We start from the raw sequence: 24,306 nt of genomic DNA on the forward strand, positions 1-24,306 counted from the left end.
GTCTGTCTCTTCACGGGGCCGGGCCGGCCGGTCCCCGCTGCCATAATGCATTTTGGCCCCGGCGGCAGGCTCAACCGGCGCGGCGGGCCAGATGGAAGCGCGGCACGTGGTCCGGCCGCACGGTCGTCGTCGCCACCGGCAGGACCGGACGGTCGCCGTCGAGGGCGAGGCGGAAGTCGCGCGCGAGCCGCGCCAGCACCAGGGTCGCCTCGGCCAGCGCCAGCTGCGCCCCGATGCAGATCCGGGGGCCGGCGCCGAACGGCAGGTAGAGGAAGCGGTCCGGCTCCGGGCGGTCGAGGAAGCGGCCGGGATCGAAGGCCGCCGGCCGGTCCCACCAGCGCGGGTTGCGGTGCAGGATCCAGGTCGGGACCATCACGATGCTGCCCGCCGGGACCGTGACGCCCTCGACCGTGCTCGTCCGCGCCGCGCGCCGCGCGATGACGTAGACCGGCGGATAGAGCCGCAGCGCCTCCTGCGCCACGGCCCGGGCGAGGCGAAGGTGCGGCAGGGCGTCGGCGGCGCCCGCCTCCGTGAGGTCGAGGCCCCGCGCCTCCGCGGCGAGCGCGTCCTGCACGGCAGGCGCGCGGGCGAGCAGCGTGCAGGCCCAGAACAGCGTCGAGGCGGTGGTCTCGTGGCCGGCGACGATCAGGGTGCCGATCTCGTCGGCGAGCAGCCCGCCGGGAGCGTCGCCATGCGCCGCGTCGAGGAGGTCGAACAGGTCCCGCGGCGCGTCGCGGCGCATCCCGTCCTCCTGCCCTGGCCCTTGCCCCTGCCTTTGCCCTTGCGCGCGCCGCGCCGCCAGCACCGCCAGCACGGTCTTCAGCCAGCGGCGGCGAAACAGCGCCCGGCGAGGGCTCGACGGGGTTGGCCAGGCCGGCGGCAGCAGGAAGTCGGCGACGGTCGGCCGGCCGAGCCGGCCGAGATAGCCCGAGATCAGCGCCCGGATCTCCGCCCCTAGGGGACCGGTCTCGAGGGAGAACATCGAGGTCGTCGCAATGTCGAGGGCGACCTGCTGCATCTCGCCCCGCAGGTCGACGGGAGCGCCGAGGCCCGCCTCCAGCCGGCGGCAGGATTCCTCCGCGCTGCGGGCGACGAAGCGCAGCATCAGAGGCAGGGTGCGGGGCGTGAAGGCGGGGGCCAGCACCCGGCGCTGGTGGCGCCAGGCCTCGCCGTCGGCGAGCACGAGGCCGCGCCCGGCGATCGGCCCGAGCACCCGCCGGCCGGCGGGCAGGCGCTCGAAGTCGTCGGCGGCGGTGAGCAGGACGTGGCGGGCGCCGGCCGGCGTCGAGAGCAGCACCATCCGGCCGCCCGGCAGCGGAATCGTCACCACCGGCGCGTCGAGGCAGGCGCGGGGAAACGCCTCCAGGGTGTTGCGCCGGAACGCACCGAGGAGCCCGAGCCAGCCGACCCGCTCGGCGAGGTCCGGCACCGGCGGCGCGTAGGCCTCTGCGGCGAACGTCAGGGTCACGGGCGGGCGTCTCCGGCGGCGTCTCCCCCGGAGGCTTACGCGACCGGCCCCGCTCCCGCCAATCCTTCCGCCAACCCGAGATGCTCCGCGATCCGCTGCCCGATCGCGGCGAAGCCCATCCGGCCGAGGGGGCCGGGCGTCACGTCGGGCCCGAACAGCAGCACCGGCACCTGCTCGCGGGTGTGGTCGGTGCCCGTCCAGGTCGGGTCGTTGCCGTGGTCGGCGGTGACGAGGCAGAGGTCGCCGGGCCCGAGCGCGGCCCGGATCTCCGGGATCCTGGCGTCGAAGCGCTCGAGCGCGGCGGCGTAGCCCGGCACGTCGCGGCGGTGGCCGTACTCGGTGTCGAACTCGACGAGGTTGGCGAACACGAACCCGCCGTCCGGCAGGCCGGCCAGCGCGTCGAGGGCGGCGGTCAGGCAGGCGTCGTTGCCGCCGGGCTTGACCTCGCGGCCGGTCGCCCGGTGGGCGAAGATGTCGCCGATCTTGCCGACGCTCACCACCGGCCGGCCGGCGGCGTCGAGCCGGTCGAGCAGCGTGTCGGCGGGCGGCGGCACGGCGTAGTCGCGCCGGTTCGCGGTGCGGGTGAAGCCCGAGGTTTCGTCGCCGACGAAGGGCCGGGCGATGACCCGGCCGATCCGGTAGGGGTCGCACAGGCGCCGGGCGATGGTGCAGAGGGCATGGAGCCGGTCGAGCCTGAACGCCTCCTCGTGGGCGGCGATCTGGAACACGCTGTCGACCGAGGTGTAGCAGATCGGCTTGGCTGTTCGGACGTGCTCGGCCCCCAGCTCGTCGATGATCGCCGTGCCGGAGGCGTGGCAATCCCCGAGGATGCCCGGCAGCCCGGCCTCCGCGATCAGCGCCTGGACGAGGTCCGGCGGAAAGGCCGGCCGCGTCGCCGGGAAGTGGCCCCACGAAAAATCCACCGGCACGCCGGCGATCTCCCAGTGGCCCGACACCGTGTCCTTGCCCTCGGCACTCTCGACCGCGTGGCCGTAGGCGCCCGCGATGGGTCCGGCCGGCGCGAGGCCCGGCGGCATCCGGCCGCTCGCGCCTTGCGCGGCCAGCCCGAGGCCGAGGCCGGCGAGGTGGGGCAGGCGCAGGGGACCGGCGCGCAAGGACGCCCGGTCGCCCCGGCCCGCCGCACAGGCCTCGGCGATGTGGCCGAGCGTGTCGGCACCCGCGTCGCCGAAGGCGGCGGCGTCCGGCGCGCCGCCGATGCCGACGGAATCGAGCACGATGAGAAGGGCGCGGGTCATTCGCTCACCGCCCCGGCGGGGGCCGCCGCGAGGTCGAAGGCGGCGGCGAACAGGGCCCGGGTGTAGGCGGTGCGGGGTGCGGAAAAGATCTCGTCCGCCGCGCCCTCCTCCACCACCTGGCCGCCCTGCATCACCATCACGCGGTTGGCGAGCGCGCGGACCACCTTGAGGTCGTGGCTGATGAACAGGTAGCCGAGGCGGCGCCGGGCCTGGAGCTCGCGCAGCAATTCGACGATCTGGGCCTGGACCGACATGTCCAGCGCCGAGGTCGGCTCGTCGAGGACGACGAAGAGCGGATCGAGCGCCATGGCGCGGGCGATCGCGATGCGCTGGCGCTGGCCGCCGGAGAATTCATGGGGATAGCGGTCCATGGCGGCGGGATCGAGCCCGACATCGGCGAGCGCCCGGGCGACGATCTCCCGGCGCTCGGGGTCGGTGCGGCCCTTGCCCTGCACCTCAAGCCCCTCGGCGACGATCTCGGCCACCGACATCCGGGGCGAGAGCGAGCCGTAGGGGTCCTGGAACACCACCTGCATCTCGCGCCGCAGGGGCCGCATCGCACCCGACGAGAGCCCGTCGATGCGCCGGCCGAGATAGACCACCGGTCCCTGCGAGGCGATGAGGCGCAGGATGGCGAGGCCGAGCGTGGTCTTGCCGGAGCCCGATTCGCCCACCACCCCGACGGTCTCGCCCTCGCGGACGGTCAGGCTCACCCCGTCCACCGCCTTGACGTGGCCGGTGGTGCGCCGGAGCAGGCCCGTCTTGATCGGGAAGTGCACCCGGATCGGCCCGGCCTCGACCAGGATCGGCGCGCCCTTGGGGACCGGGTTGCCGCGGCCGCGCGGCTCGGCGGCGAGCAGGCGCCGGGTGTAGTCGTGCTGGGGATCGGCGAAGACCTCGGCGACCGGGCCGGTCTCGACGATGCGGCCCTGCAGCATCACGCAGACCCGGTCGGCGACGCGGCGCACGATGCCGAGGTCGTGGGTGATGAACAGCATCGCCATGCCGAGCCGCGCCTTGAGGTCGGCCAGCAGCGACAGGATCTGGGCCTGGACGGTGACGTCGAGCGCGGTCGTCGGCTCGTCGGCCACCAGCAGGTCGGGCTCGCAGGCGAGCGCCATGGCGATCATCACCCGCTGGCGCTGCCCGCCGGACAATTCGTGCGGATAGGCGCCCAGCCGCCGCTCGGCGTCGCGGATGCCGACGAGGGTCAGGAGCTCGAGCGTGCGGGCGCGAGCCGCCTCGCCGCTCATCCCCTTGTGCAGCCGCAGCACCTCGCCGACCTGCTCGGCGATGCGGTGCAACGGGTTCAGGGAGGTCATCGGCTCCTGGAACACCATGGTGATGTCGGCGCCACGGATCTCCCGCATCTCGGGCTCGCGGAGGGTCAGCAGGTCGCGGCCCTTGAACCGGATGCGTCCCTCGGGGACCGCGCCGTCGACGAGGCGCAGGATCGAGAGCGCCGTCACCGACTTGCCGGAGCCCGACTCGCCGACGAGGGCCACGGTCTCCCCCGGGGCGATGGCGAAGGAGACGCGATCGACGGCGCGGGTCTCGCGCCCGCCCTGGCGGAAGGCGACGGAGAGGTCCTGGACGGAGAGGAGCGGGTCGGTCATCGGCTCGGAGATAGGGCGGCGGTGCGCCGGTGGACCGGTTTAGGTCATTCGCGGGCGGGCGGGAACCGGGGGGGTGGGGTCAAGAGCGAGGCGAGCGTGCGGGCCGGTCTCGCTCCCTTCCATCCCATCCGCTACCTCATCCTGAGGTGTCAGCTCATTGAAGATGAGCTGACCTCGAAGGAGGGCTCCAGACGCCTCCGTGATCTCTGGAGCCCTCCTTCGAGGTCAGTCGATCTTCGATCGACCAACACCTCAGGATGAGGTCGAGAGTGGAGGGCGAGATCATGAGCGGAGAGAGCCGCTTTCTCACTCATCCACCCGCGGCGCCTGGCCGCTGTCGATCGGCAGGGGCTGGAACTGCTTCAGCTCCTCGCCGCTCGGCAGGCTCCGGGTGTCCCAGCCGCCGCCGATCGCGCCGATCAGCGACACCGCGTTGGTGAAGCGGTTGAGCCGGACCTGGAGCGCCGTGACCTCGTTGTTGAGTTCCAGCGCCTGGGCGGTGACGACGGTGGTGTAGTTCTGCGTGCCGGCCCGGTACTCGTTGAGCGCGATCTCCACCGCCCGGCGCGAGGATTGCACCGCGAGGTCCTGCGCGCCCTGCTGGCGGGCGAGGATGCGCTGGCCGGCGAGCCCGTTCTCGACCTGCTGGAAGGCGGTGAGCACCGTCTGGCGGTAGTTGGCGACCGCCGCGTCGTAGGCAGCCTCGACGGCCTGGAGGGCGGCGGTGCGGGCACCGCCGTCGAACAGCACCTGGCTGCCGGAGGCCGCCACCGACCAGAACGAGTTCGCGGCGGCAAAGAAGTTGCGCGCCGGATCGCCCGTGATGCCGCCGCTCGCCGACAGGGTGACGGTGGGATAGAACGCCGCGACCGCGACCCCGATCTGGGCGCTCTGCGCCTGGACGGTCCGCTCGGCCAGCGCCACGTCGGGCCGGCGCTCCAGGAGGTCGGAGGGCAGCTTGACCGGCACGGCCGGCGGGCTCGACGGCAGGGTGCCGCGGGCGAGCGACACCTCGGAGGGCGGACGGCCGATCAGCGTCGCGATGGCGTGCTCCAGGTTCGCCCGCTGCAGCCCGACCGCGATGGCGTTGGCCTGGGTGGTCTGGAGCTGGGTCTGGGCGGTGATGACGTCGGAGCGGGCGGCGACGCCGGCAGCGTACTGGTTCTGCGCGATGTCGAGCGAGCGCTGGTAGGCCTGGGCGGTGCGCTCCAGAAGCCGCTGCAGCGCCTCTTGGTAGCGCAGCTGGTAATAGGCGGTGGCGAGTTGGGTCTGGAGCGCGAGGCGCACCGAGGCGATGTCGGCGGCGCTCGCCTGGGCGGCGGCGACGTCGCTCTCGATCAGGCGGCGGATGCGGCCGAACAGGTCGAGCTCCCAGGTCGCCGAGCCCTGCAGCGTCAGGACCGTACGCTCGACCCCGCCGGTGCTGGTGCGGCCGATCGAGGGGGCGCCGAGCGCCGTTGGAAACAGCTGGGCGCGGGCCTCCTGCACCAGGGCGCGAGCCTGCCGGTAGGCGGCGACCTGGCCGCGCAGGGTCTGGTTGTCGACGTCGATCAGGCGGATCAGCCGGTCGAGGGTGGGATCGCGGAACACCCGCCACCAGTCGCCGCGGTCGGCCTCGTCCCGGGGCCGGATCGGCCGCCAGTTGCGCGGCGGCATCGGCCGCGCGCCGCCCTCCTTGAAGGCGGGCGGGGTCTCGACGGTGGGGCGCGAATAGTCGGGGCCGACGAGGCAGCCGGCGAGCGCCAGGGGGAGCAGGGTCGCCGCCGCAAAGTGCGAGGCGCCGCCCATGAGCCTCCCCCCTCTGCGAAGGGCTGTTTGAAAAAAAGTATAGCGCAAGAAATCTCCTCTCCCCGCGGGCGGGGAGAGGACTTCATCGACCTTGTCGTCGATGAAGTGAGCGCAGGCGTAGCCGGAGCGAGGGTGAGGGGGTGGCCCCGGAAGAGACTCCTCCGGAAACACCCCCTCACCCTCGCCCTGCGGGCTTCCTTCACCCCCGACAAGGGGGGTGAAGGCCTCTCCCCGCCCGCGGGGAGAGGGGAAACCCGCGCCGTTTCCGTTCCCCGGACACTCCCCCGCGGAGGGGGGAGGGTTCGGCGAGGCGGCATCGATCTGGGCAATGAAATCGGTGGAGAAGGTCATTCGGCCGGCAGCGCCCGCGTGGCGGAGCCCCGGCGGCGGCCGACCCAGAGCCGGAACCGGTCGAGGTACAGGTAGACGACGGGGGTGGTGTAGAGGGTCAGGATCTGGCTCACGATCAGGCCGCCCACGATGGCGATGCCGAGGGGACGGCGCAGCTCGGAGCCCTCGCCGCCGTCGAAGATCAGCGGCAGCGCGCCGAGCAGTGCGGCCAGGGTTGTCATCATGATCGGGCGGAAGCGCAAGAGGCAGGCCTCGCGGATCGACTCCTGCGGGCTCGAGGACCGCGTGCGCTCGGCGTCGAGCGCGAAGTCGATCATCATGATCGCGTTCTTCTTCACGATGCCGATGAGCAGGATCACGGCGATGAGCGCGATGACGCCGAACTCCTCGCCCGCCAGCATCAGGGCCAGGATCGCCCCGATGCCGGCCGACGGCAGGGTGGAGAGGATGGTGAGCGGGTGGACCCAGCTCTCGTACAGGATGCCGAGCACGGCGTAGACCGCGAGCAGGGCCGCCAGGATCAGGAGCGGCTGGCGCGAGGACGAGGATTGGAAGCTCTTCGCCGCGCCGGCGAATTCCCCGTGGATGGTGGCGGGCATCCGCAGGTCGCGCATGTGGGCGTCGATCGCCGCGGTGGCGTCGCTCAGGCTCTTGCCCGGCGCCAGGTTGAACGACAGCGTGGTGGCGACGAACAGGCCCTGGTGGCTGACCTGGACCGGGGTGGAGCCGGTCTCGAAGCTGGCAAACGCCGAGAGCGGCACCATCGTCTCCTTGGCGCTGCTGACCGCGGCGCTCGACGAGGCGCTGGAGCGGCCGGACGAGGCGATGGCGTTGGTGGCGGCGTTGCGGGCCGAGTCGGTGGCGACCGCGGCGGCGCTGGTCGCATCCGTGCTCGCCGTGGCGGCGCTGGCCACCGTGCCGGCGACCGCGTTGGTGGTGGCCGAGCCGCGGGCCCGCGCGCCCGAGGTCGAGACGTAGATCAGCTTCAGCGTCTCGGGATTGTCGAGGTAGCGCGGCGCGATCTCCATCACGACGTGGTACTGGTTCAGCGGGTTGTAGATCGTCGAGACCTGGCGCTGGCCGAAGGCGTCGTAGAGGGTGTTGTCGATCTGGTCCGGGGTCAGGCCGTACCGGAAGGCGGTCGGCCGGTCGATGACGAGGCGCGTCTCCAGGCCGCCCTGCTGCTGGTCCGAGGTCACGTCGGTGAAGGTCGGGTCCTTCTGCAGGGCTTCCAGCAGCTTCGGGGTCCAGGTGTAGAGCTCCTCGCTCGTGTCGCCCTGCAGCGTGTACTGGTACTGCGAGAAGCTCTGGCGCCCGCCGACGGAGAAATCCTGGCGCGGAAACAGGTAGAGCCGGGCGCCTGGAATCGCGGCGAGCTTCGGCCGCAGGCGGGTCATCACCTCGGAGATCGGGTCGCGCTGGCCGAGGGGTTTGAGGCCGACGAACACGTTGGCCGAGTTGGTGCCGCGCCCGCCGGTGAAGCCGACCACGCTCTCCACCGCCGGATCCGCCTGGACGATCGCGGTGGCGCGCCGGAGCTTGGCGCTCATCGCCTGGAACGAGATGCGCTGGTCGGCCTGGATCCCGCCGATCATCTGGCCGGTATCCTGCTGGGGAAAGAACCCCTTCGGCACGATCACGTAGAGGTAGACGTTGAGCACCACCGCGCCGAGCAGCACCAGCATCACGATGACGCCGTGGCGGAGCGCCCAGTCGAGGGTGACGCGGTAGCCCGACAGGAGCCCGTCGAACGCGCCCTCCAGCACCCGCGCCACCGGGCCCGGCCGGGCGCCGTGCGCCTCGGCTTTCAGGAAGCGCGCGCACATCATCGGCGTGGTGGTGAGCGAGACGACGAGGGAGATCAGGATCGCCAGGGACAGCACGACGGCGAATTCCTGGAAGAACCGCCCGATGATGCCCCCGGCGAGCAGGATCGGCAGGAAGACCGCGATCAGCGACAGGCTCATCGACAAGACGGTGAACCCGACCTCGCGGGCGCCGAGCAGCGCCGCCTCGATGCGCGAGCGCCCGTCCTCGATGTGGCGCTGGATGTTCTCCAGGACCACGATCGCGTCGTCGACGACGAAGCCGGCCGCGATGATGAGTGCCATCAGCGAGATGTTGTCGAGGCTGTAGTCGCACAGCCACATGGCGGCGAAGGTGCCCACCAGCGAGATCGGCACCGCCACCGCCGGGATCAGCGTCGCGCGGGCGGAACGCAGGAAGCCGAACACCACCAGGATCACCAGCCCGACCGAGATCAGCAGCGTGCGCTCGGCCTCCGCGAGCGAGGCCCGGATGGTCAGCGAGCGGTCGCCGGTGACGATGAGCTCGGTGTCGCCCGGCAGCGCCGCCTTGAGCTGCGGCAGGGCATCTTTGAGCCGGTCGATCGTCTCGACGACGTTGCCGCCGGGCTGCTTGTAGACGATCAGCAGCACCCCGCGCTGGCCGTTGACGAGGCCGAGGTTGCGCCGGTCCTCGACGCCATCGACCACCTGGCCGACGTCGCGCAGGCGCACGCCAGCGCCGTTGCGGTAGGCGACGACGATGTCCTGGTAGTCGGAGGCCTTGCGGCCCTGGTCGTTGGCGTAGAGCTGGTAGCGCCGCTCGCCGGCCTCGATCGCGCCTTTGGGCGAATTGGCGTTGGCGCTGGCGAGCGCGGCGCGGATGCCCTCGAGCCCGATGCCGTAGTGGAACAGGGCGTTGGGATCGAGCTCGACCCGCACCGCCGGCAGCGACGAGCCGCCGATGTCGACGTTGCCGATCCCTTCCAGCTGCGACAGCTTCTGGGCGAGCACCGTCGCGGCCGAATCGTAGAGCGCGCCGGGGCTCAGCGTCTTCGAGGTGAGGCCGAGGATCAGGATCGGCGCGTCGGCCGGGTTGAACTTGCGGTAGGTCGGGTTGGTGCGGAGCGCGGTGGGCAGGTCGGCCCGCGCGGCGTTGATCGCCGCCTGCACGTCGCGGGCGGCGCCGTTGATGTCGCGGTCGAGCCCGAATTGCAGCACGATCCGGGTCTGCCCGACGGAACTCGTCGAGGTCATCTGGTCGACGTCGGCGATCTGGCCCAGCCGCCGTTCGAGCGGTGCGGCCACGGTCGTCGCCATGGTGTCGGGGCTGGCGCCGGGCATCGAGGCCTGGACCAGGATGGTCGGGAAGTCGATCTGCGGCAGCGGCGCCACCGGCAGCCGCACGAAGGCGAACAGCCCGGCGAGCAGCACGCCGAGGGTGAGGAGCGTGGTGGCGACCGGGCGCAGGATGAAGGGGGCGGAGAGGTTCACGGGGTTCTCCCACGCGCGCCGCCCTCAACCCTCCCCCCTCTGCGGGGGAGGGTGCCCGGCGGAGCCGGGCGGGAGAGGGGAACCACGCTTCCGGATGAGGCGGAACCGTTCTGACGGGCGCCCCCTGGACCAGCGTCGCGCTGCCCCTCTCCCGGCCCCCTCCGGGGGCCACCCTCCCCCGCGGAGGGGGGAGGGTTCATGCGCGCGCCCGTCGCGACCCTCACGGCACCGCCTCCCCGGGCGCCAGCCCGCTGCTGCGCCGTCCGGAGAGGCGCCGGCCGAGCCGGTCGAAGGCGAGGTAGATCACCGGGGTCGTGTAGAGCGTCAGGATCTGGCTCACGATCAGCCCGCCGGCGATCGACAGGCCGAGCGGCTGGCGCAGCTCCGAGCCGGTGCCGGTCCCGAGGATCAGCGGGATCGCGGCGAAGAGCGCCGCGAAGGTCGTCATCAGGATCGGGCGGAAGCGCAGGATGCAGGCCTCGTAGATCGCGTCCCGCGGAGTCATGCCCTCCTCGCGCTCGGCCTGGAGCGCGAAGTCGATCATCATGATGGCGTTCTTCTTCACGATGCCGATCAGCAGCACGATGCCGATGATGCCGATGATGTCGAGGTCGTGCCCGAACAGCATCAGCCCGGCCAGCGCCCCGATGCCGGCGGACGGCAGGGTGGAGAGGATCGTGATCGGGTGGACGAAGCTCTCGTAGAGGACGCCGAGCACGATGTAGACCGTGACGATGGCGGCGAGCACCAGGAACAGGGTGTTGTCGAGCGAGGCCTGGAAGGCCAGCGCCGAGCCCTGGAAGATCAGCCGGAAGCTGTCGGGCATGCCCAACTCCCGCTCCGCCGCCTTGATCGCCGCGACCGCCGGCCCGAGCGAGGCGCCCGGCGCGAGGTTGAACGAGATCGTGGTGGCCGGGAACTGGCCGAGATGGCTGATGAGGAGCGGCGCGCGGCGCTCGCTCACCTGGGCGATGGCGGTGAGCGGCACCTGCCCGTTCGAGGCCGTGGAGGACGGCAGGTAGATCCGCTGCAGCGACTCGAGCGTCCTGTGCAGCGCGGGATCGGCCTCCAGGATCACCCGGTACTGGTTCGACTGGGTGAAGATCGTCGAGATGATGCGCTGGCCGAAGGCGTCGTAGAGCGCGTTGTCGACGGAGGCCGGGGTGATGCCGTAGCGCCCCGCCGTCGCCCGGTCGATGGTGATGTAGGCAGCGAGCCCGCTCGCCTGCCGGTCGCTCGCCACGTCGGCGAGGTCGGGGATGGCCTTGAGGCGCTCGACCAGGCGCGGAACCCAGGTGTCGAAGGCGTTCGGGTCCGGGTTCTCCAGGATAAACTGGTACTGGGTCGCGCTCACCGCCGTGTCGATGGTGAGGTCCTGGACCGGCTGCATGAACAGGGCGATGCCCGGCACGTCGGCGACCCGGGCGGCGATCCGCCGGATGATCGCGCCGGCATTCTCCGCCCGCTCCTCGCGCGGGCGCAGGTTGATGAGGAAACGGCCGGAATTGAGCGTCACGTTCTGGCCGTCGACGCCGATGAACGACGACAGGCTGACCACGTCCGGATCCTTCAGGATTTCTTCCGCCAGCCGCTTCTGGCGCTCGGCCATGGCGCCGTAGGAGACGGTCTGGTCGGCCTGGGTGATGCCCTGGATCAACCCGGTATCCTGGACCGGGAAGAAGCCCTTGGGGATCACGATATACAGGTAGACCGTGAGCACGAGGGTGCCGACCGCGACCAGCAGCGTCAGCCACTGGTGGGCGAGCACGCCCCTCAGGGTCCGGCCGTAGAACGCGATGCCGCCCTCCATCAGCCGGCGCCCGGCGTTGGAGATCCGCCCGGCGGCGCGGGCCTGCGGGGCCTCGTGGCGCAGGAGCCGCGCGCACAGCATCGGCACCAGCGTCAGCGAAACCACGCCCGAGATGACGATGGTGGCGGCGAGCGTGATGGCGAATTCGTGGAAGAGGCGCCCCACCACCTCGCCCATGAACAGGAGCGGGATCAGGACGGCCAGCAGCGAGACGGTGAGCGAGATGATGGTGAAGCCGATCTCGCGCGAGCCCTTGAGCGCCGCCTCCATCGGGCTGTCGCCCTCCTCGACGTGGCGGGCGATGTTCTCGATGACGACGATCGCGTCGTCGACCACGAAGCCGGTCGCGATGGTGAGCGCCATCAGGGACAGGTTGTCGAGGGAGAAGCCCCACAGGTCCATCACCGAGAGCGCGCCGACGAGCGAGAGCGGCACCGACAGGCTCGGGATCAGGGTCGCGGGCAGCGAGCGCAGGAACAGGAAGATCACCAGCACCACCAGCGCGATGGCCAGCAGCAGCTCGAACTGCACGTCCTCGACCGAGGCGCGGATCGTCACCGTGCGGTCGGTGAGCGGGGTCACCTGGATCGCGGCCGGCAGCGTCGCCTGGAGCTGGGGCAGCAGCGCCTTGATCCGGTCGACCACCGCGATCACGTTGGCGCCGGGCTGGCGCTGGATGTTGAGGATCACTGCGGGCGTGGTGTCCATCCAGGCGCCGAGCTGGGTGTTCTCGGCGCCCTCCACCACCTCGGCCACCGCCGAGAGCCGCACCGGCGCGCCGTTGCGGTAGGCGATCACCGCGTCGCGGTAGGCGCCTGGGTCCCGGATCTGGTCGTTGGCGTTGATGGTGAAGGACTGGGTCGGCCCGTCGATCGAGCCCTTCGGGGTGTTGACGTTGAGGTTGTTGATGGTCGTGCGCAGGTCGTCGATGTTGAGGCCGTAGGCGGCGAGCGCCGAGGCGTTGAACCGCACCCGCACCGCCGGCCGCTGCCCGCCCGCCATCGAGACGAGGCCGACGCCCGAGACCTGGCTGATCTTCTGCGCGAGCCGCGTCTCGGCGAGGTCGCGCACCTGGGTCAGCGCCAGGGTCTTGGAGGTGAGCGCGAGCGTCAGGATCGGCGCGTCGGCCGGATTCACCTTGGCGTAGACCGGCGGCGCCGGCAGGTCGCCCGGCAGGAGGTTGCCGGCGGCATTGATGGCGGCCTGAACCTCTTGGGTTGCGATGTCGATGCCGAGATCGAGGTTGAACTGGAGCGTGATGACGGAGGCGCCGGCCGAGGACTGCGACGTCATCTGGTTGAGGTTGGCGAGCTGGCCGAACTGCCGCTCCAGCGGCGCCGTCACCGCCGAGGTCATCACTTCGGGGCTGGCGCCGGGATAGAAGGTCTGGACCTGGATCGTCGGGTAGTCGACCGACGGCAGCGCCGAGAGCGGCAGGTTGAAGTAGGAGATCATGCCGACGAGCAGGATCGCCAGCATCAAGAGCGTGGTCGCGACCGGGCGCAGGATGAACAGGCGGGAGGGGTTCATGCGCCGTATCCCGCTTCACCATGGGTCCAGGAATAAGCGCGGTATCCCCTCTCCCGAGTGGGAGAGGGGTGGGGGCGATCGAAGATCGCGTGAGGGTGGAGACGGTGCCGCAATGACCCTGAACCGTCGAGCTGCGCAGCTCGACGCTCGGCGGCATATCCTGAACCCGAGCCACTCTCGCCCCCGGCCCCTCTGCCACTCGGGAGAGGGGAGGCGCGCCTGTCCTCGATGGCCTGCATCGATCGGGTCACGGGTTCTGGCTCTGCTGCCGACGGCGGTGCGGGCGCTCGCCCTCGGGACGTGGATTCTCCGGCTTCGGCTGCGCCCCACCCTCCCCGTTCGCCGGCTCCGCCGGCTTCGCGGCCTCCGTCTCCGACCCGGCCGCCTTCTCGGGCCGCCCGCCGGTCACCCGCACCTGCGCCCCGTCCTTCAGCCGGTCGGTCCCGTCGACCACCACCCGGTCGCCGACCGCCAGCCCCTTGGTCACCACGGTCCGCACGCCGTCGCTCTCGCCGATCTCGATCGGGCGCACCGCGACCTTGTCCTCGCCCGTCAGGAGATAGACGTAGGTCCCGGGCGTGCCCCGCAGCACGGCGGCCGCCGGCACGAGCGCGGCGTCGCGCACGGTGTCGACGTCGAGGCGAGCGTTGACGAACTGGTTGGGAAACAGCCGGTCGTCCTTGTTGGGAAACAGCGCCCGCAGCTTCACCGTGCCGGTGGTCACGTCGATCTGGTTGTCCACCGTGTCGAGGTTGCCCCGCGCGATCTCCGTCGTGTCCGAGCGGTCGAAGACCCGCACCGGCAGGGTGGCGCCGGCGCGCAGCCGGTCCATCACCCGCGACAGCACGGTCTCGGGCAGGGTGAAGATCACCGAGATCGGATGGAGCTGGGTGACGACGACGATGCCGGTCGAGGCGGCGGTGACGTAGTTGCCCTGGTCGATCTGGCGCAGGCCCACCCGGCCCTCGACCGGCGCGGTGATGCGGCCGTACTGGATGTTGAGCTTCTGCTGGTCGATCTGGGCCTGGTCGGAGGCGACGACGCCCTCGTACTGCTTGACCGTGGCGGCCTGCGTGTCGACGTTCTGCCTCGAGATCGAATCCTGCCGGTTCAGGGTCTGGTAGCGGGTCAGATCGAGGCGGGCGTTCTGCAGCAGCGCCTGGTCGCGCAGGAGCTGGCCCTGGTACTGCGCCAGCAGCGCCTCGTAGGGCCGCACGTCGATCTGGGCCAGGAAGTCGCCGGCCTTGACGGTCTGGCCCTCGCGGAAGCCGATCTGGGTCAGGTAGCCGCTCACCTGCGAGCGGATCGTCACGGTGGCGAGCGGCGTCACGGTGCCGAGCCCCGAGAGCACCACCGGCATGTCGCCCTTCTGGACGGTGGCGATGCCGACCGCCTGCGGCCCCTCCCCGCCCGCGCCGCGGCGCCCGCCGCGCCGGCCGGTGCCGGCCTGCTGCGTCTCGGCCTTCCGGAAGCCGTCGGGAAAATAGGTGCGATAGGCCCAGTAGCCGCCGCCGGAGAGCGCCAGGAGCACCAGGAGCCAGGCCAGCCCGCGGCCGCGCCGGCGGGGGGGCGATGCGACCGCGTCGTCGGTCCGGATGGGAGACAATTCGTTCATCGACCTGGATAACCCGGACTCACGCCAAGATGGACCTTCGAAACCAAGACGGACCTTCGAAACACTGTCGGAGAGCGCGGCCTCCCGGCTCGCGCCCTTCATGTCGTAAGGGCAGTCCGGATGGCGCCTGCGGCACGTCGCCTCCGCGGGCGCCGCCCGCCGACGGTCCCGCGCCCGCTCCCCGCCTAGTCCGCACGGCAATGCGTCGCCAGTACGACGACGATGTTGCGTCACGATTGCTGAACGCCAGCCGAGCGTTGCCCCGTCCGACCGCCCTCGAAGGGCCACGATCCCCTCGCTTAACCCCGGCTCGCGGGGCGCGGCACGGCGCCGCCCCGGCCTGTCCACGGTTACCAGAATGCACTTCCTGCACGACCTGCCGATCGCCGACCTGATCTCGCAATACGGGTACTGGGCGATCTTCCTCGTCATCACCCTGGAGAGCGCCGGCGTGCCGATGCCGGGTGAGACCGCCCTGATCTCGGCGGCCGTCTACGCCGGGTCCACCGGCCGGCTGAACATCGGCCTCGTGGTGCTGGCCGCGGCGGCGGCTGCCATCATCGGCGACAATCTCGGCTACTGGGTCGGCCGGCGCTGGGGCATGCCGCTGCTGCTCCGGCACGGGTCCAAGATCGCCCTCGACCACCGCCGGCTCAAGCTCGGCCAGTACCTCTTCCGGCGCCACGGCGGCAAGATCGTGTTCTTCGGCCGCTTCACCGCGATGCTGCGCGCCTACGCGGCCCTGCTCGCCGGCGTGAACCAGTTCGACGCCCGCCGCTTCTTCCTGTTCAACGCCGCCGGCGGCATCGCCTGGGCGTCGCTGATGGGCTTCGGCGCCTACTGGGGCGGCCGCTCGATCGAGCACATCGCCGGGCCGGTCGGGCTCGGGCTCCTCGCTTTCGTGGTGTTCGGCGGCATCGCCCTGTGGCTGTTCGTGCGCCGCCACGAGGAGCGGCTGACCCTCGAGGCCGAGCGGGCGATCCCCGGCCCCCTCGTCTGACCCCGCACGTTGCCGCCCGCCCGACCGGGTGGCATGAGGGGCGCCATCCCGTTTCCACCAGCCCCGCGCCCGCGCGGGGCGGCCGCCCGCGGCCCGAACCCGGCACGATGACACAGGCAACCCACCCCTTCGGCACCTACGCGCCCGCCGGGCTCGTGCGCTGGATCCTCTCGCGCACCGAGCGCCTGCCCGACGACAACTGGGGCGCGCGGCGCCTCGCCCTGCTCCTGCGCCGCACCGCCATCCGGCTCCTGCGCGGCCGGCCCCTCGACGTCGAGCGCTACGGCGCGCGGATGCGCCTGCACCCCTACAACAACAACTGCGAGAAGAAGGTGCTCTTCACCCCGCAGTTCTTCGATCCGCTCGAGCGCAAGCTCCTGGCCGGCCGGATCGGGCCGGACTGCGTCTTCCTCGACATCGGGGCGAATGTCGGCGCCTACGCGCTGTTCGTGGCGGCGCTCGCCGGGCCCGGGGCGCGGATCCTGGCGGTGGAGCCGCAGCCCGACATCTTCGACAAGCTCGCCTTCAACATCGCCCAGAACCCGTTCGGCTCGATCAAGGCGGTGGCCTGCGCGGTGGCCGACAAGGCCGGCGACATGACCCTGTTCGTCGACCCCCGCAACCGCGGCGAGTCGAGCCTGAAGGTGGTCGGCACCAACGAGGGCGCGTCGATCCGGGTGCCGGCGGTGCCGCTCCTCGACCTCGTGCGCGGCGAGGGCCTGACCCGCATCGACGCGGTCAAGCTCGACGTCGAGGGCGCCGAGGACCTGATCCTCGAGCCGTTCCTGCGCCAGGCGCCCCCGTCCCTGCTGCCGCGCCTCCTCGTCATCGAGGACGGCACCGATCTGTGGCAGACCGACCTGTCGGCGCTCCTCACGCAGCACGGCTACCGCCGCATCGCCCAGACCCGCCTGAACCTGATCTTCGAGCGGGAGGGGTAGCGGCCCCCGCGCTCCGTCCCGATCCCACGAGGGCCGACGGCCCGTCCCGATCCCACGAGGGCCGACGGCCCGTCCCGATCCCACGAGGGCCGATGGCCCGTCCCGCTCCCCCGACCTCCCGCTCCCCCGACGCCCTCGCCGGGTCGATCGAGCGCGTCACCTTCCACAACGCCGAGAGCGGGTTCTGCGTCCTGAAGGTCAAGGCGCGGGGCCGGCGCGACCTCGTGGCGGTGACCGGGCACGCGCCCGCGGTGGCGGCGGGCGAGTGGGTGACCGCGACCGGCGCCTGGGTCAGCGACCGCGAGCACGGCCTGCAGTTCCGCGCCGACACGCTCGCGGCGACCCCGCCCACTGGCGTCGAGGGCATCGGCCGCTACCTCGCCTCGGGCCAGATGCGCGGCATCGGCCCGGAGATGGCCAAGCGCATCGTCGCGGCCTTCGGGGCCGAGACCTTCGCGGTGATCGAGGAAGCACCCCAGCGCCTGACCGAGGTCGCCGGCATCGGCCCGACGCGCGCCGCGCGGATCACGGCCGCCTTCGCCGAGCACAAGGCGGTGCGGGAGATCATGGTGTTTCTCCACGCCCACGGCGTCGGCACCGCCCGGGCGGTCAGGATCTACAGGACCTACGGCCGCGAGTCGGTCGCGGTGATGACCGAGGACCCGTACCGGCTCGCCCGCGACGTGCGCGGCATCGGCTTTCGCACCGCCGACGCCATCGCGGGCAGGCTCGGCCTGGCGCCGACGGCGCCCGAGCGCCTGCGCGCCGGCCTCGCCTACGCGCTCCAGGCGGCGATGGACGACGGCCACTGCGCCCTGCCGGTGCCCGACCTCGTCGCCCGCGCCGCCGCGTTGCTGGCGGTCGATGCGAGCCTGCTGCGCACAGCCCTCGTCGAGGAGATCGGCGGCGAGTCGGTGGTGATGGACACGATTGCCGACGTGCCCCACCTGTTCCTGCGCGGCCTGCACGCGGCCGAATCCGCGATCGCCGAGCGGCTGATCGCCCTCGACGACGCGCCCCTGCCCTGGGACGAGATCGATGCGGGGGCCGCACTCGCGACGGTGGAGGCCGAGACCGGCCGGCCGCTCTCGCCCTCGCAACGGGCGGCGGCCGCGACGCTGCTCAATGCCAAGGTCGCGGTGATGACCGGCGGCCCCGGCGTCGGCAAGACCAGCACACTCGACGCGCTCCTGCGCATGCTCGACGCGGCGGGGGCCGGGGTGCTGCTCGCCGCCCCCACCGGCCGGGCGGCCAAGCGCATGACCGAGCAGACCGGGCGCGAGGCGAAGACCATCCACCGCCTGCTCGAGATCGACCCGCAGCTCGGCGGCTTCCAGAGGAACGAGCATTCCCCCCTCGCCTGCGACCTCCTGGTGCTGGACGAGGCCTCGATGATCGACGTGCCGCTGATGAACGCGCTGACCCGGGCCCTGCCGCGCCACGCCGCGCTCTGGCTCGTCGGCGACGTCGACCAGCTGCCCTCGGTCGGGCCCGGCCGGGTGCTCGCCGACGTGATCGATTCGGGCCGCGTCGCGGTGGTGCGCCTGACCGAGGTCTTCCGCCAGGCCGCCGAGAGCCGGATCGTCACGGGCGCCCACCGGATCAATGCCGGGCAGATGCCGGAGGGCGCCGACACCCCCGACGGCGACTTCTTCGTGGTGAAGATCGACGATCCCGAGGCCGGGGCCGAGACGCTCGTCGAGATCGTCACCCGCCGCATCCCGCGCCGCTTCGGCCTCGATCCGGTCAAGGACGTGCAGGTGCTCTGCCCGATGACCCGCGGGGCGCTCGGCAGCCGCCACCTCAACCAGGCGCTCCAGCGGGTGCTGAACCCGAACCCGACCGTCTCGGTCGAGCGCTTCGGCTGGGTCTTCGCCCCCGGCGACCGGGTGATGGTGGGCCAGAACGACTACGACCGCGAGGTCTTCAACGGCGATCTCGGGGTGGTGCTGCGGGTCGATCCCGAGGAGGAAATCCTGGTCGCGGGCTTCGAGGAGCGCGATGCGGCGTCGCGTGCCGTGGTCCTGCGCGAGGTGGCCTGGCCGTTCGGCGAGCTCGACGCCCTGAGCCCCGCCTACGCCGTCACGATCCACAAGTCGCAGGGCTCGGAATACCCCGCCGTGGTGATCCCGGTGGCGATGCAGCACTACACGATGCTCGCCCGCAACCTGCTCTATACGGGCGTGACCCGGGGCAAGCGGCTGGTGGTGCTGGTGGCGCAACCGAAGGCCGTGGCGACCGCCGTGCGGGGTGGGGTGAAGCCGCGGTTCACCAAGCTGGCGGAGTGGCTGCGCAAGCCGGCGAGAAAGCGAAAATAAGAACCTGTCTGTGATGGGATCTCACAGGATCGACACCCTCCGCGTCATCCCGGGGCTCGTCGAAGACGAGAAGCCGGGATCCATAACCTCTGAGAGCCTTGCTTAAAAATACACAATCGCGAGGGGATTTTCTATCCTGCGCTCCACCTCAGGATGAGGTTGCTGGCGGGATAGATTATATCGATCGGTCAAGCAGGCTCCGAGGGTTGAGAAGGAGGCGGACGGCGTTCCGCCTTATCCTGCATCGTCGGCGGCTATGGATCCCGGGTTCCGCTGCGCGGCCCCGGGATGACCCGGAGGGTGTCAAATCTGCGAAGCGCGTCGGATTCGTCCGGGCGGATCGGACGGGCCCGCTAATACCCCTTCTTCACCTCGGCGAGCGCCCGCGTCAGCCCGTCGGCCACCACCTGGCGCTCGGTCGGCGAGGCGTCGCGGGCGACCAGCACCCGCTGGCCGCGCGAGACGAAGGCGAGCGACATGAGGCCGTACTCGTCGTCCTCGACCTTGTGCAGCCGGGTCCAGAGCGGGTTGAAGCGCCACTCGGCCCGCTCGCCGCGATGGCTGACGCGGGCGACCAGCACCTCGATCTGGCTGATCACCACCTCCTCGAAGGAGCGGCCGCGGCGGGCGTTGAGGGTGAGCGCCAGCCAGAGCGCCGCGATGTCGAGGCCGAAGAAGCCGGTGACCGGCCACATCCCCATCTGCAGGAACGCGATCCCCGTCACCAGGGCGACGCCGCCGCAGAACACCATCACGACCCGGAAGCCGAGGCGCGAGAGCGAGCAATGCGGCCGGATGGTCGCGGAATAGACCGGACGCTCGATCGCGTCCGGGTCACGCCCATAGGGGTGCCGCGTCCTTGCGTCGTCGGGTGCCTTGCCGCTCGCCATGCGCCACATATAAGGCACCTATGACTCGCCGAAAGCAGGCCGCCCCCGACCAAATCACCGCACCCGCCGGGGCGAGGCGCGCCGCGTCGGCGGCCGCCAAGGGAGCCTCCGTCAAGGCAGCCTCCGCGAAGGGAGCTTCCGCCAAGGCGGCGCTCGTCAAACCGCTCACCGCCCGCGCCTCCACGCCGGAGCCGGTCGATGCGGCGACGCTCAGGGAGATCTTCGCCCGCTTGAGCGCCGCCAACCCCGAGCCGCGCTCCGACCTCGAATACCTCAACCCCTACACGCTGCTCGTCGCGGTGGTGCTGTCGGCCCAGGCGACCGACAAGAGCGTGAACATCGCTACCGCGCCGCTCTTCGCCAAAGCCGACAACCCGGCGGCGATGCTGGCGCTCGGCGAGGAGACAGTCCGCCACCACATCCGCACGATCGGGCTGTTCAACACCAAGGCCAAGAACGTCATCGCGCTCTCGCGCATCCTGATCGAGGAGCACGGCGGTGCGGTGCCGCGGGAGCGCGCGCATCTGGAGGTGCTGCCCGGCGTCGGCAAGAAGACCGCCAGCGTGGTGCTCAACGTCGCCTTCGGCGAACCGACCATCGCGGTCGACACCCACATCTTCCGGGTCTCGAACCGGGTGCCGCTCGCGCCCGGCTCGACCACCGACAAGGTGCAGGCCGGGCTGGAGGCGATCGTGCCCGAGCCCTACCGCCTCAACGCCCACCACTGGCTGATCCTGCACGGGCGCTACGTCTGCAAGGCCCGAAAGCCCGAATGCTGGCGCTGCCCGATCGCCGATCTGTGCCGCTACCCCGACAAGACGCCCGGTACGGGCTGAGAGATGCCGCGGAGCACGCGTCCGGTCAGGCTGCCTTCGTGTCGAAGACGGCTTCGCTGATGCGGCTCGACGTCGACTGCAACACTTGATCGGCCTCCGGATCGCCTGTATCATCCAGGAAGGTTAGCTTGTCCAAGTCGAACCGCAATCCGAGATCCATCATCTCGCCCCGGCGACGAAATCTGACGAGGACGAACCGCGAGTTTTCGTTCCACCATTCGGCGTGGCTGAGGAACACATCGTTGGGAAGGCTTATCCCGAGGGGCGCAGTTCCGAGGATGGCCATCGTCACACCTTTTCAGTATTCATCGTAGCGATGGATGACGCAGGCTTGCGGCACCATACCGGCGATGAGAACTTCGGCGTCTCGGAGACCCCGCACGAGGGCTTCGAGTTCTGTGGTCAGGCGCGGGGACGGCGCGCTCGATCCACCCATCGTTTTAGGCTGGGGCGGCGGCGCCTGCAATCGGGCCCTGTTGCCGATCGGATCCACGACCCCCAACAGGTACGACTGGTCCCCATTGTGTTGATAGGAAATATTCGCAAATAGATTATTAACGCTGCGTGCGATCTCGAAGATCGGATCTCGCGCAGATACGTTGTGGGTGTCGTCGATATCGATCTCGTAGACGTAGGCTGGAATGGAGGCCGTCGGCATCGCCCGGCTCGCGTTCACCGCATAGTCTCGCGCCACGCCGTAGGAGCGCGTCAGCGAGATGAACGGAGAAGTGGTCGTGCCTTGTGCGATATGTGCCATAAGAGCACTAACCGAACTGGTCGCCCCCGGGTTGCGTGCGACGATGCCTGTGGTTCTCAAATCCGTGCCGTGAAGATGAGTGCCGACTCCTACGCCTTTGTAAAATCTTGCCATTTTCTCTGTGCCCGGTACTTTGCAAGCTAACGCGACGGTGCCGCCCGACACATGCCAAGCCGACAGCGTCAATTGACCGGACGTCGGATCTTCAGTCAAGCATATGTCGCGCATTATTCTTCGACGCGGATGGAAATTTGCTTTTATATCGAATATGCTAGATGTTGATATTTGCGCAAAAAAACAAAATCGCTCATTTTGACATAACAAAGATTGTATTATAATATATAATGGAGTAATATCAAGCATTTATGGCATTTCATAACGGTCTTATATTTAAGATAAGAATACACGAGCCGTCGAACAGCGCGAAACCGGGCGGGATCCATCGAGAGTTCGGGATTCTTGGGCGTCGCCCGTTCCGTCTGAACCAGACGGCCTCCGGCCTCGATGTGGCGGGCTGGTAGGCGGCGTGGGGGTACCCGCTTCCCTCCCGGCCGGGATCTGGTATCCTGGCTCTATGTCCCTGCCCCTCCCCCTCGCACGGCTGCTGGCCGCGGTGATCGTGACGATCGCCGCGTGCGTCAGCGCGTCCGTGGTCGGGGCGTCGGCGGCGCAGGCCCATCAGGGCCATGCGCATCAGGGTCACGCCCACCACGACAGGTCCCTGGACGCGCCCGCCCCGACGGCGCTGACGCTCGCCGAGGCGCGCGTCGCCGCGCAGGGGCCGCGCCTGACCGCCGCCGACCCGGACGCGACGCCGGTCGCCCGGCCCTGCAACGGGCTGTGCTGCCTGATGGGCGCGTCCTGCTGCGTGCCGGGCCTGCTGCCCGACGCCCTGGCGGCCTTCCCGGCCCCCACCCCGGCCCGCCGGCTCACGGCCGCCGCGGAGGCGGTGCCGCCCGGCATCGTGCCGGATTCCCCCGCACGTCCCCCTCGATCCTTCGCCTGACGCCCGCGTTCCGCGCCGGCACGCCGCCCTGACGGGTGGATGCTCCCGCGGGCGCCCCTCGACGTCCGTTCGCGAAGGTTCATCCCCCCATGGTTCCGTTCCGGTTGCCGGCCGCGCCGCGCGCGCTGGCTGCGGCGCTCGCCCTGCTGGCGCTGCCGTTCCTCCCCACCGTCGCCCGCGCCCACGAGGGCCACGACCACGGCGCCCCGCAGGCGCCGGTCTCGAAGACCATCGCGCCGCGCGGCGAGGCGGCGTCCGCCGTCTTCGAGCTGGTGGCGATCCCCCGGGGCGACGCCCTGGTGCTCTGGCTCGACCGCTTCGCGACGGGCGAGCCGATCACCGATGCCACCCTGGAGGTCGAGACGCCGGCCGGCCCCGCCACGGCCGAGGCCGCCGCGGACGGCAGCTACCGCCTCTCCGCGCCCTGGCTGGCGACGCGCGACCCGGGCCAGGACCATCTCGACCTCGTCGTCACGGTGACGGCCGGCGCCGATGTCGACGTGCTGTCGCTGGCGGTGGCCCTGGCCCCGGCCGAGGGCGGCAAGGCCGCCGCGCCGGCGCCGGCCGGGCACCCGGCTCACGCCGGGCACGACGACGAAGGCTGGGTCCAGGCGCTCGGGGAGCGCCTGACCGAAAAACTCGCCGCCCGCGATCCGGGCGCCGGCCTCTTCGCGGCCGGCGGCTTCGTGCTCGGGCTCGCCGCCATGGCGCTGATGCGGGCCGGGCGCCGGGCGCCGGTCCTCGCCGTGCTGGTGCTGGCCGCCACCCTGGTGCTCGGCGCCACCGCCTTCGCGCATGACGGGGACCATCCCGAGACCCGGACGGCGCTCGTCCCGCCGCCCGCCGACCTCGCCCAGCGCCTCGCCGACGGCGCGGTGTTCGTGCCGAAACCCACCCAGCGCCTGCTCTCCCTGCGCACCCAGGTCGCGGCCGAGGGCGCGTTCCGCCGCACCATCGCCCTCCCCGGCCGGATCATCCCGGACCCGAACGCCAGCGGCGTGGTGCAGTCCTCGGTCGGCGGGCGCCTGGCGCCGCCGCCATCGGGCACCTTCCCGCGGCTCGGCACCAGGGTCCGCACGGGCGAGGTGCTGGCGCTGGTCACCCCGCCGGTGCAGCGGGTCGATTTGTCGGACATGCGCCAGCGCCAGGGCGAGCTCGACCAGCAGATCGCCATCGTGCAGCGCCGGGTCGAGCGCTACCTCAAGCTCAGCCCTGGCGGCGCGGTCTCGCAGGTCCAGCTCGACGAGGCGCAGGACGAGCTGAAGGGCCTCAAGGACCGCCGTACCGCCCTCGACCGCATCCGCCAGGAGCCCGAGGTGCTGGTCGCTCCCGTGGGCGGCGTGATCGCCGAGGCCGCGGCGGTCGCCGGCCAGATGGCCGCGCCCGGCCAGATGGTGTTCCAGATCGTCGATCCGCAGCGGCTCTGGGTCGAGGCGCTGAGCTTCGATGCCCTGACGCCCGCGGCGGATGCCACCGCGCGGATGGCCGACGGGCGAATTCTACCACTCGCCTACCAGGGCGCGGGGCTCGCCGACCGCAACCAGGCGATCCCCGTGCAATTCGCGATCGAAGGCGGCTCGCAGGGCCTGCGGGTCGGCCAGTTCGTCACCGTGCTGGCCGCCACCGACGCCGAGCGGCACGGCCTCGCCCTGCCGCGGGCGAGCGTGGTGCGCACCGCCAACGGCCAGGACGTGGTCTACGCCCATAGCGCCGCCGAGCGCTACGAGGCGAAGCCGGTGCGCATCGCGCCCCTCGACGGCACCCGGGTCCTGGTCGAGGCCGGAATCGTGCCCGGCACCCGCGTGGTGGTCCAGGGCGCCGAGCTCCTGGACCAGGTCCGGTAAGG

Annotated in this window: 16 protein-coding genes; 6 read left to right on the top strand and 10 right to left on the bottom strand. The window is 71.2% G+C overall.

All coding sequences use genetic code 11. The features are described from left to right. Nucleotides 1-70 precede the first annotated feature (70 nt). The 7 genes from V3T34_RS27930 to V3T34_RS27960 all read right to left on the bottom strand — a co-directional run bounded on the left by V3T34_RS27930 (nt 71) and on the right by V3T34_RS27960 (nt 14,712). Nucleotides 71-1,468, bottom strand: coding sequence for a cytochrome P450 (locus V3T34_RS27930; protein ID WP_305077722.1), 1,398 nt, complete (start codon nt 1,466-1,468; stop codon nt 71-73). A 35-nt stretch (nt 1,469-1,503) separates the two neighbouring features. Continuing rightward, nucleotides 1,504-2,724 (bottom strand): phosphopentomutase, encoded by a 1,221-nt coding sequence (locus V3T34_RS27935; protein WP_305077723.1) that lies wholly within the window; start codon nt 2,722-2,724, stop codon nt 1,504-1,506. Continuing rightward, nucleotides 2,721-4,340, bottom strand: a complete 1,620-nt coding sequence (locus V3T34_RS27940; protein ID WP_060847872.1) for an ABC transporter ATP-binding protein — start codon at nt 4,338-4,340, stop codon at nt 2,721-2,723. The genes V3T34_RS27935 and V3T34_RS27940 overlap by 4 nt, the downstream gene beginning before the upstream one ends. A gap of 306 nt (nt 4,341-4,646) precedes the next feature. Next, complete coding sequence (locus tag V3T34_RS27945) at nt 4,647-6,128, bottom strand: efflux transporter outer membrane subunit (RefSeq protein ID WP_060847873.1); 1,482 nt, start codon at nt 6,126-6,128, stop codon at nt 4,647-4,649. Nucleotides 6,129-6,475: 347 nt separating this feature from the next. Next, nucleotides 6,476-9,757, bottom strand: coding sequence for an efflux RND transporter permease subunit (locus tag V3T34_RS27950; RefSeq protein ID WP_060847874.1), 3,282 nt, complete (start codon nt 9,755-9,757; stop codon nt 6,476-6,478). A 220-nt stretch (nt 9,758-9,977) separates the two neighbouring features. Next, on the bottom strand, nt 9,978-13,097 hold the full coding sequence (locus V3T34_RS27955; protein WP_305077724.1) for an MdtB/MuxB family multidrug efflux RND transporter permease subunit: 3,120 nt from the start codon (nt 13,095-13,097) through the stop codon (nt 9,978-9,980). A gap of 247 nt (nt 13,098-13,344) precedes the next feature. Next, nucleotides 13,345-14,712 carry an MdtA/MuxA family multidrug efflux RND transporter periplasmic adaptor subunit gene (locus V3T34_RS27960; RefSeq protein ID WP_305077725.1) on the bottom strand — a complete coding sequence of 456 codons (1,368 nt, stop codon included), beginning with the start codon at nt 14,710-14,712 and terminating at the stop codon, nt 13,345-13,347. 358 nt (nt 14,713-15,070) lie between these two features. Between V3T34_RS27960 and V3T34_RS27965 the strand changes: the two genes are divergently transcribed. The 3 genes from V3T34_RS27965 (at nt 15,071) to recD2 (ending at nt 18,971) form a co-directional block, all read left to right on the top strand. Beyond that, nucleotides 15,071-15,712, top strand: coding sequence for a DedA family protein (locus V3T34_RS27965; RefSeq protein ID WP_091882259.1), 642 nt, complete (start codon nt 15,071-15,073; stop codon nt 15,710-15,712). Nucleotides 15,713-15,819: 107 nt separating this feature from the next. Further along, nucleotides 15,820-16,653, top strand: a complete 834-nt coding sequence (locus V3T34_RS27970) for an FkbM family methyltransferase (protein ID WP_060847878.1) — start codon at nt 15,820-15,822, stop codon at nt 16,651-16,653. Nucleotides 16,654-16,745: 92 nt separating this feature from the next. Continuing rightward, nucleotides 16,746-18,971: an SF1B family DNA helicase RecD2 gene (recD2, locus tag V3T34_RS27975; RefSeq protein WP_305077726.1), complete on the top strand. Its 2,226-nt coding sequence runs from the start codon at nt 16,746-16,748 to the stop codon at nt 18,969-18,971. A 353-nt stretch (nt 18,972-19,324) separates the two neighbouring features. Here the strand turns inward: recD2 and V3T34_RS27980 are convergent, their stop codons facing one another. Further along, nucleotides 19,325-19,861: a DUF2244 domain-containing protein gene (locus V3T34_RS27980; protein ID WP_060849470.1), complete on the bottom strand. Its 537-nt coding sequence runs from the start codon at nt 19,859-19,861 to the stop codon at nt 19,325-19,327. A 20-nt stretch (nt 19,862-19,881) separates the two neighbouring features. On the opposite strand from V3T34_RS27980, the gene nth reads away from it, so the two are divergent. Beyond that, complete coding sequence (nth, locus tag V3T34_RS27985) at nt 19,882-20,697, top strand: endonuclease III (RefSeq protein WP_305077727.1); 816 nt, start codon at nt 19,882-19,884, stop codon at nt 20,695-20,697. A 25-nt stretch (nt 20,698-20,722) separates the two neighbouring features. Here nth and V3T34_RS27990 read toward each other — a convergent pair whose 3' ends face one another. Next, the gene (locus tag V3T34_RS27990) at nt 20,723-20,983 is read right to left on the bottom strand and encodes a hypothetical protein (RefSeq protein ID WP_060847881.1); all 261 of its coding nucleotides are present in this window, start codon (nt 20,981-20,983) and stop codon (nt 20,723-20,725) included. 12 nt (nt 20,984-20,995) lie between these two features. Then, nucleotides 20,996-21,667 carry a hypothetical protein gene (locus tag V3T34_RS27995; protein ID WP_305077728.1) on the bottom strand — a complete coding sequence of 224 codons (672 nt, stop codon included), beginning with the start codon at nt 21,665-21,667 and terminating at the stop codon, nt 20,996-20,998. Nucleotides 21,668-22,028: 361 nt separating this feature from the next. On the opposite strand from V3T34_RS27995, the gene V3T34_RS28000 reads away from it, so the two are divergent. Both V3T34_RS28000 and V3T34_RS28005 read left to right on the top strand, forming a co-directional pair. Next, nucleotides 22,029-22,460 (top strand): hypothetical protein, encoded by a 432-nt coding sequence (locus V3T34_RS28000; RefSeq protein ID WP_305077729.1) that lies wholly within the window; start codon nt 22,029-22,031, stop codon nt 22,458-22,460. A gap of 89 nt (nt 22,461-22,549) precedes the next feature. Beyond that, entirely contained in the window at nt 22,550-24,304 is a 1,755-nt protein-coding gene (locus tag V3T34_RS28005) for an HlyD family efflux transporter periplasmic adaptor subunit (RefSeq protein ID WP_305077730.1), read from the top strand. Nucleotides 24,305-24,306 lie beyond the last annotated feature (2 nt).

Origin of the sequence: Methylobacterium ajmalii (assembly GCF_036448855.1) — a bacterium.
In the GTDB taxonomy this organism is placed as follows: domain Bacteria; phylum Pseudomonadota; class Alphaproteobacteria; order Rhizobiales; family Beijerinckiaceae; genus Methylobacterium; species Methylobacterium ajmalii.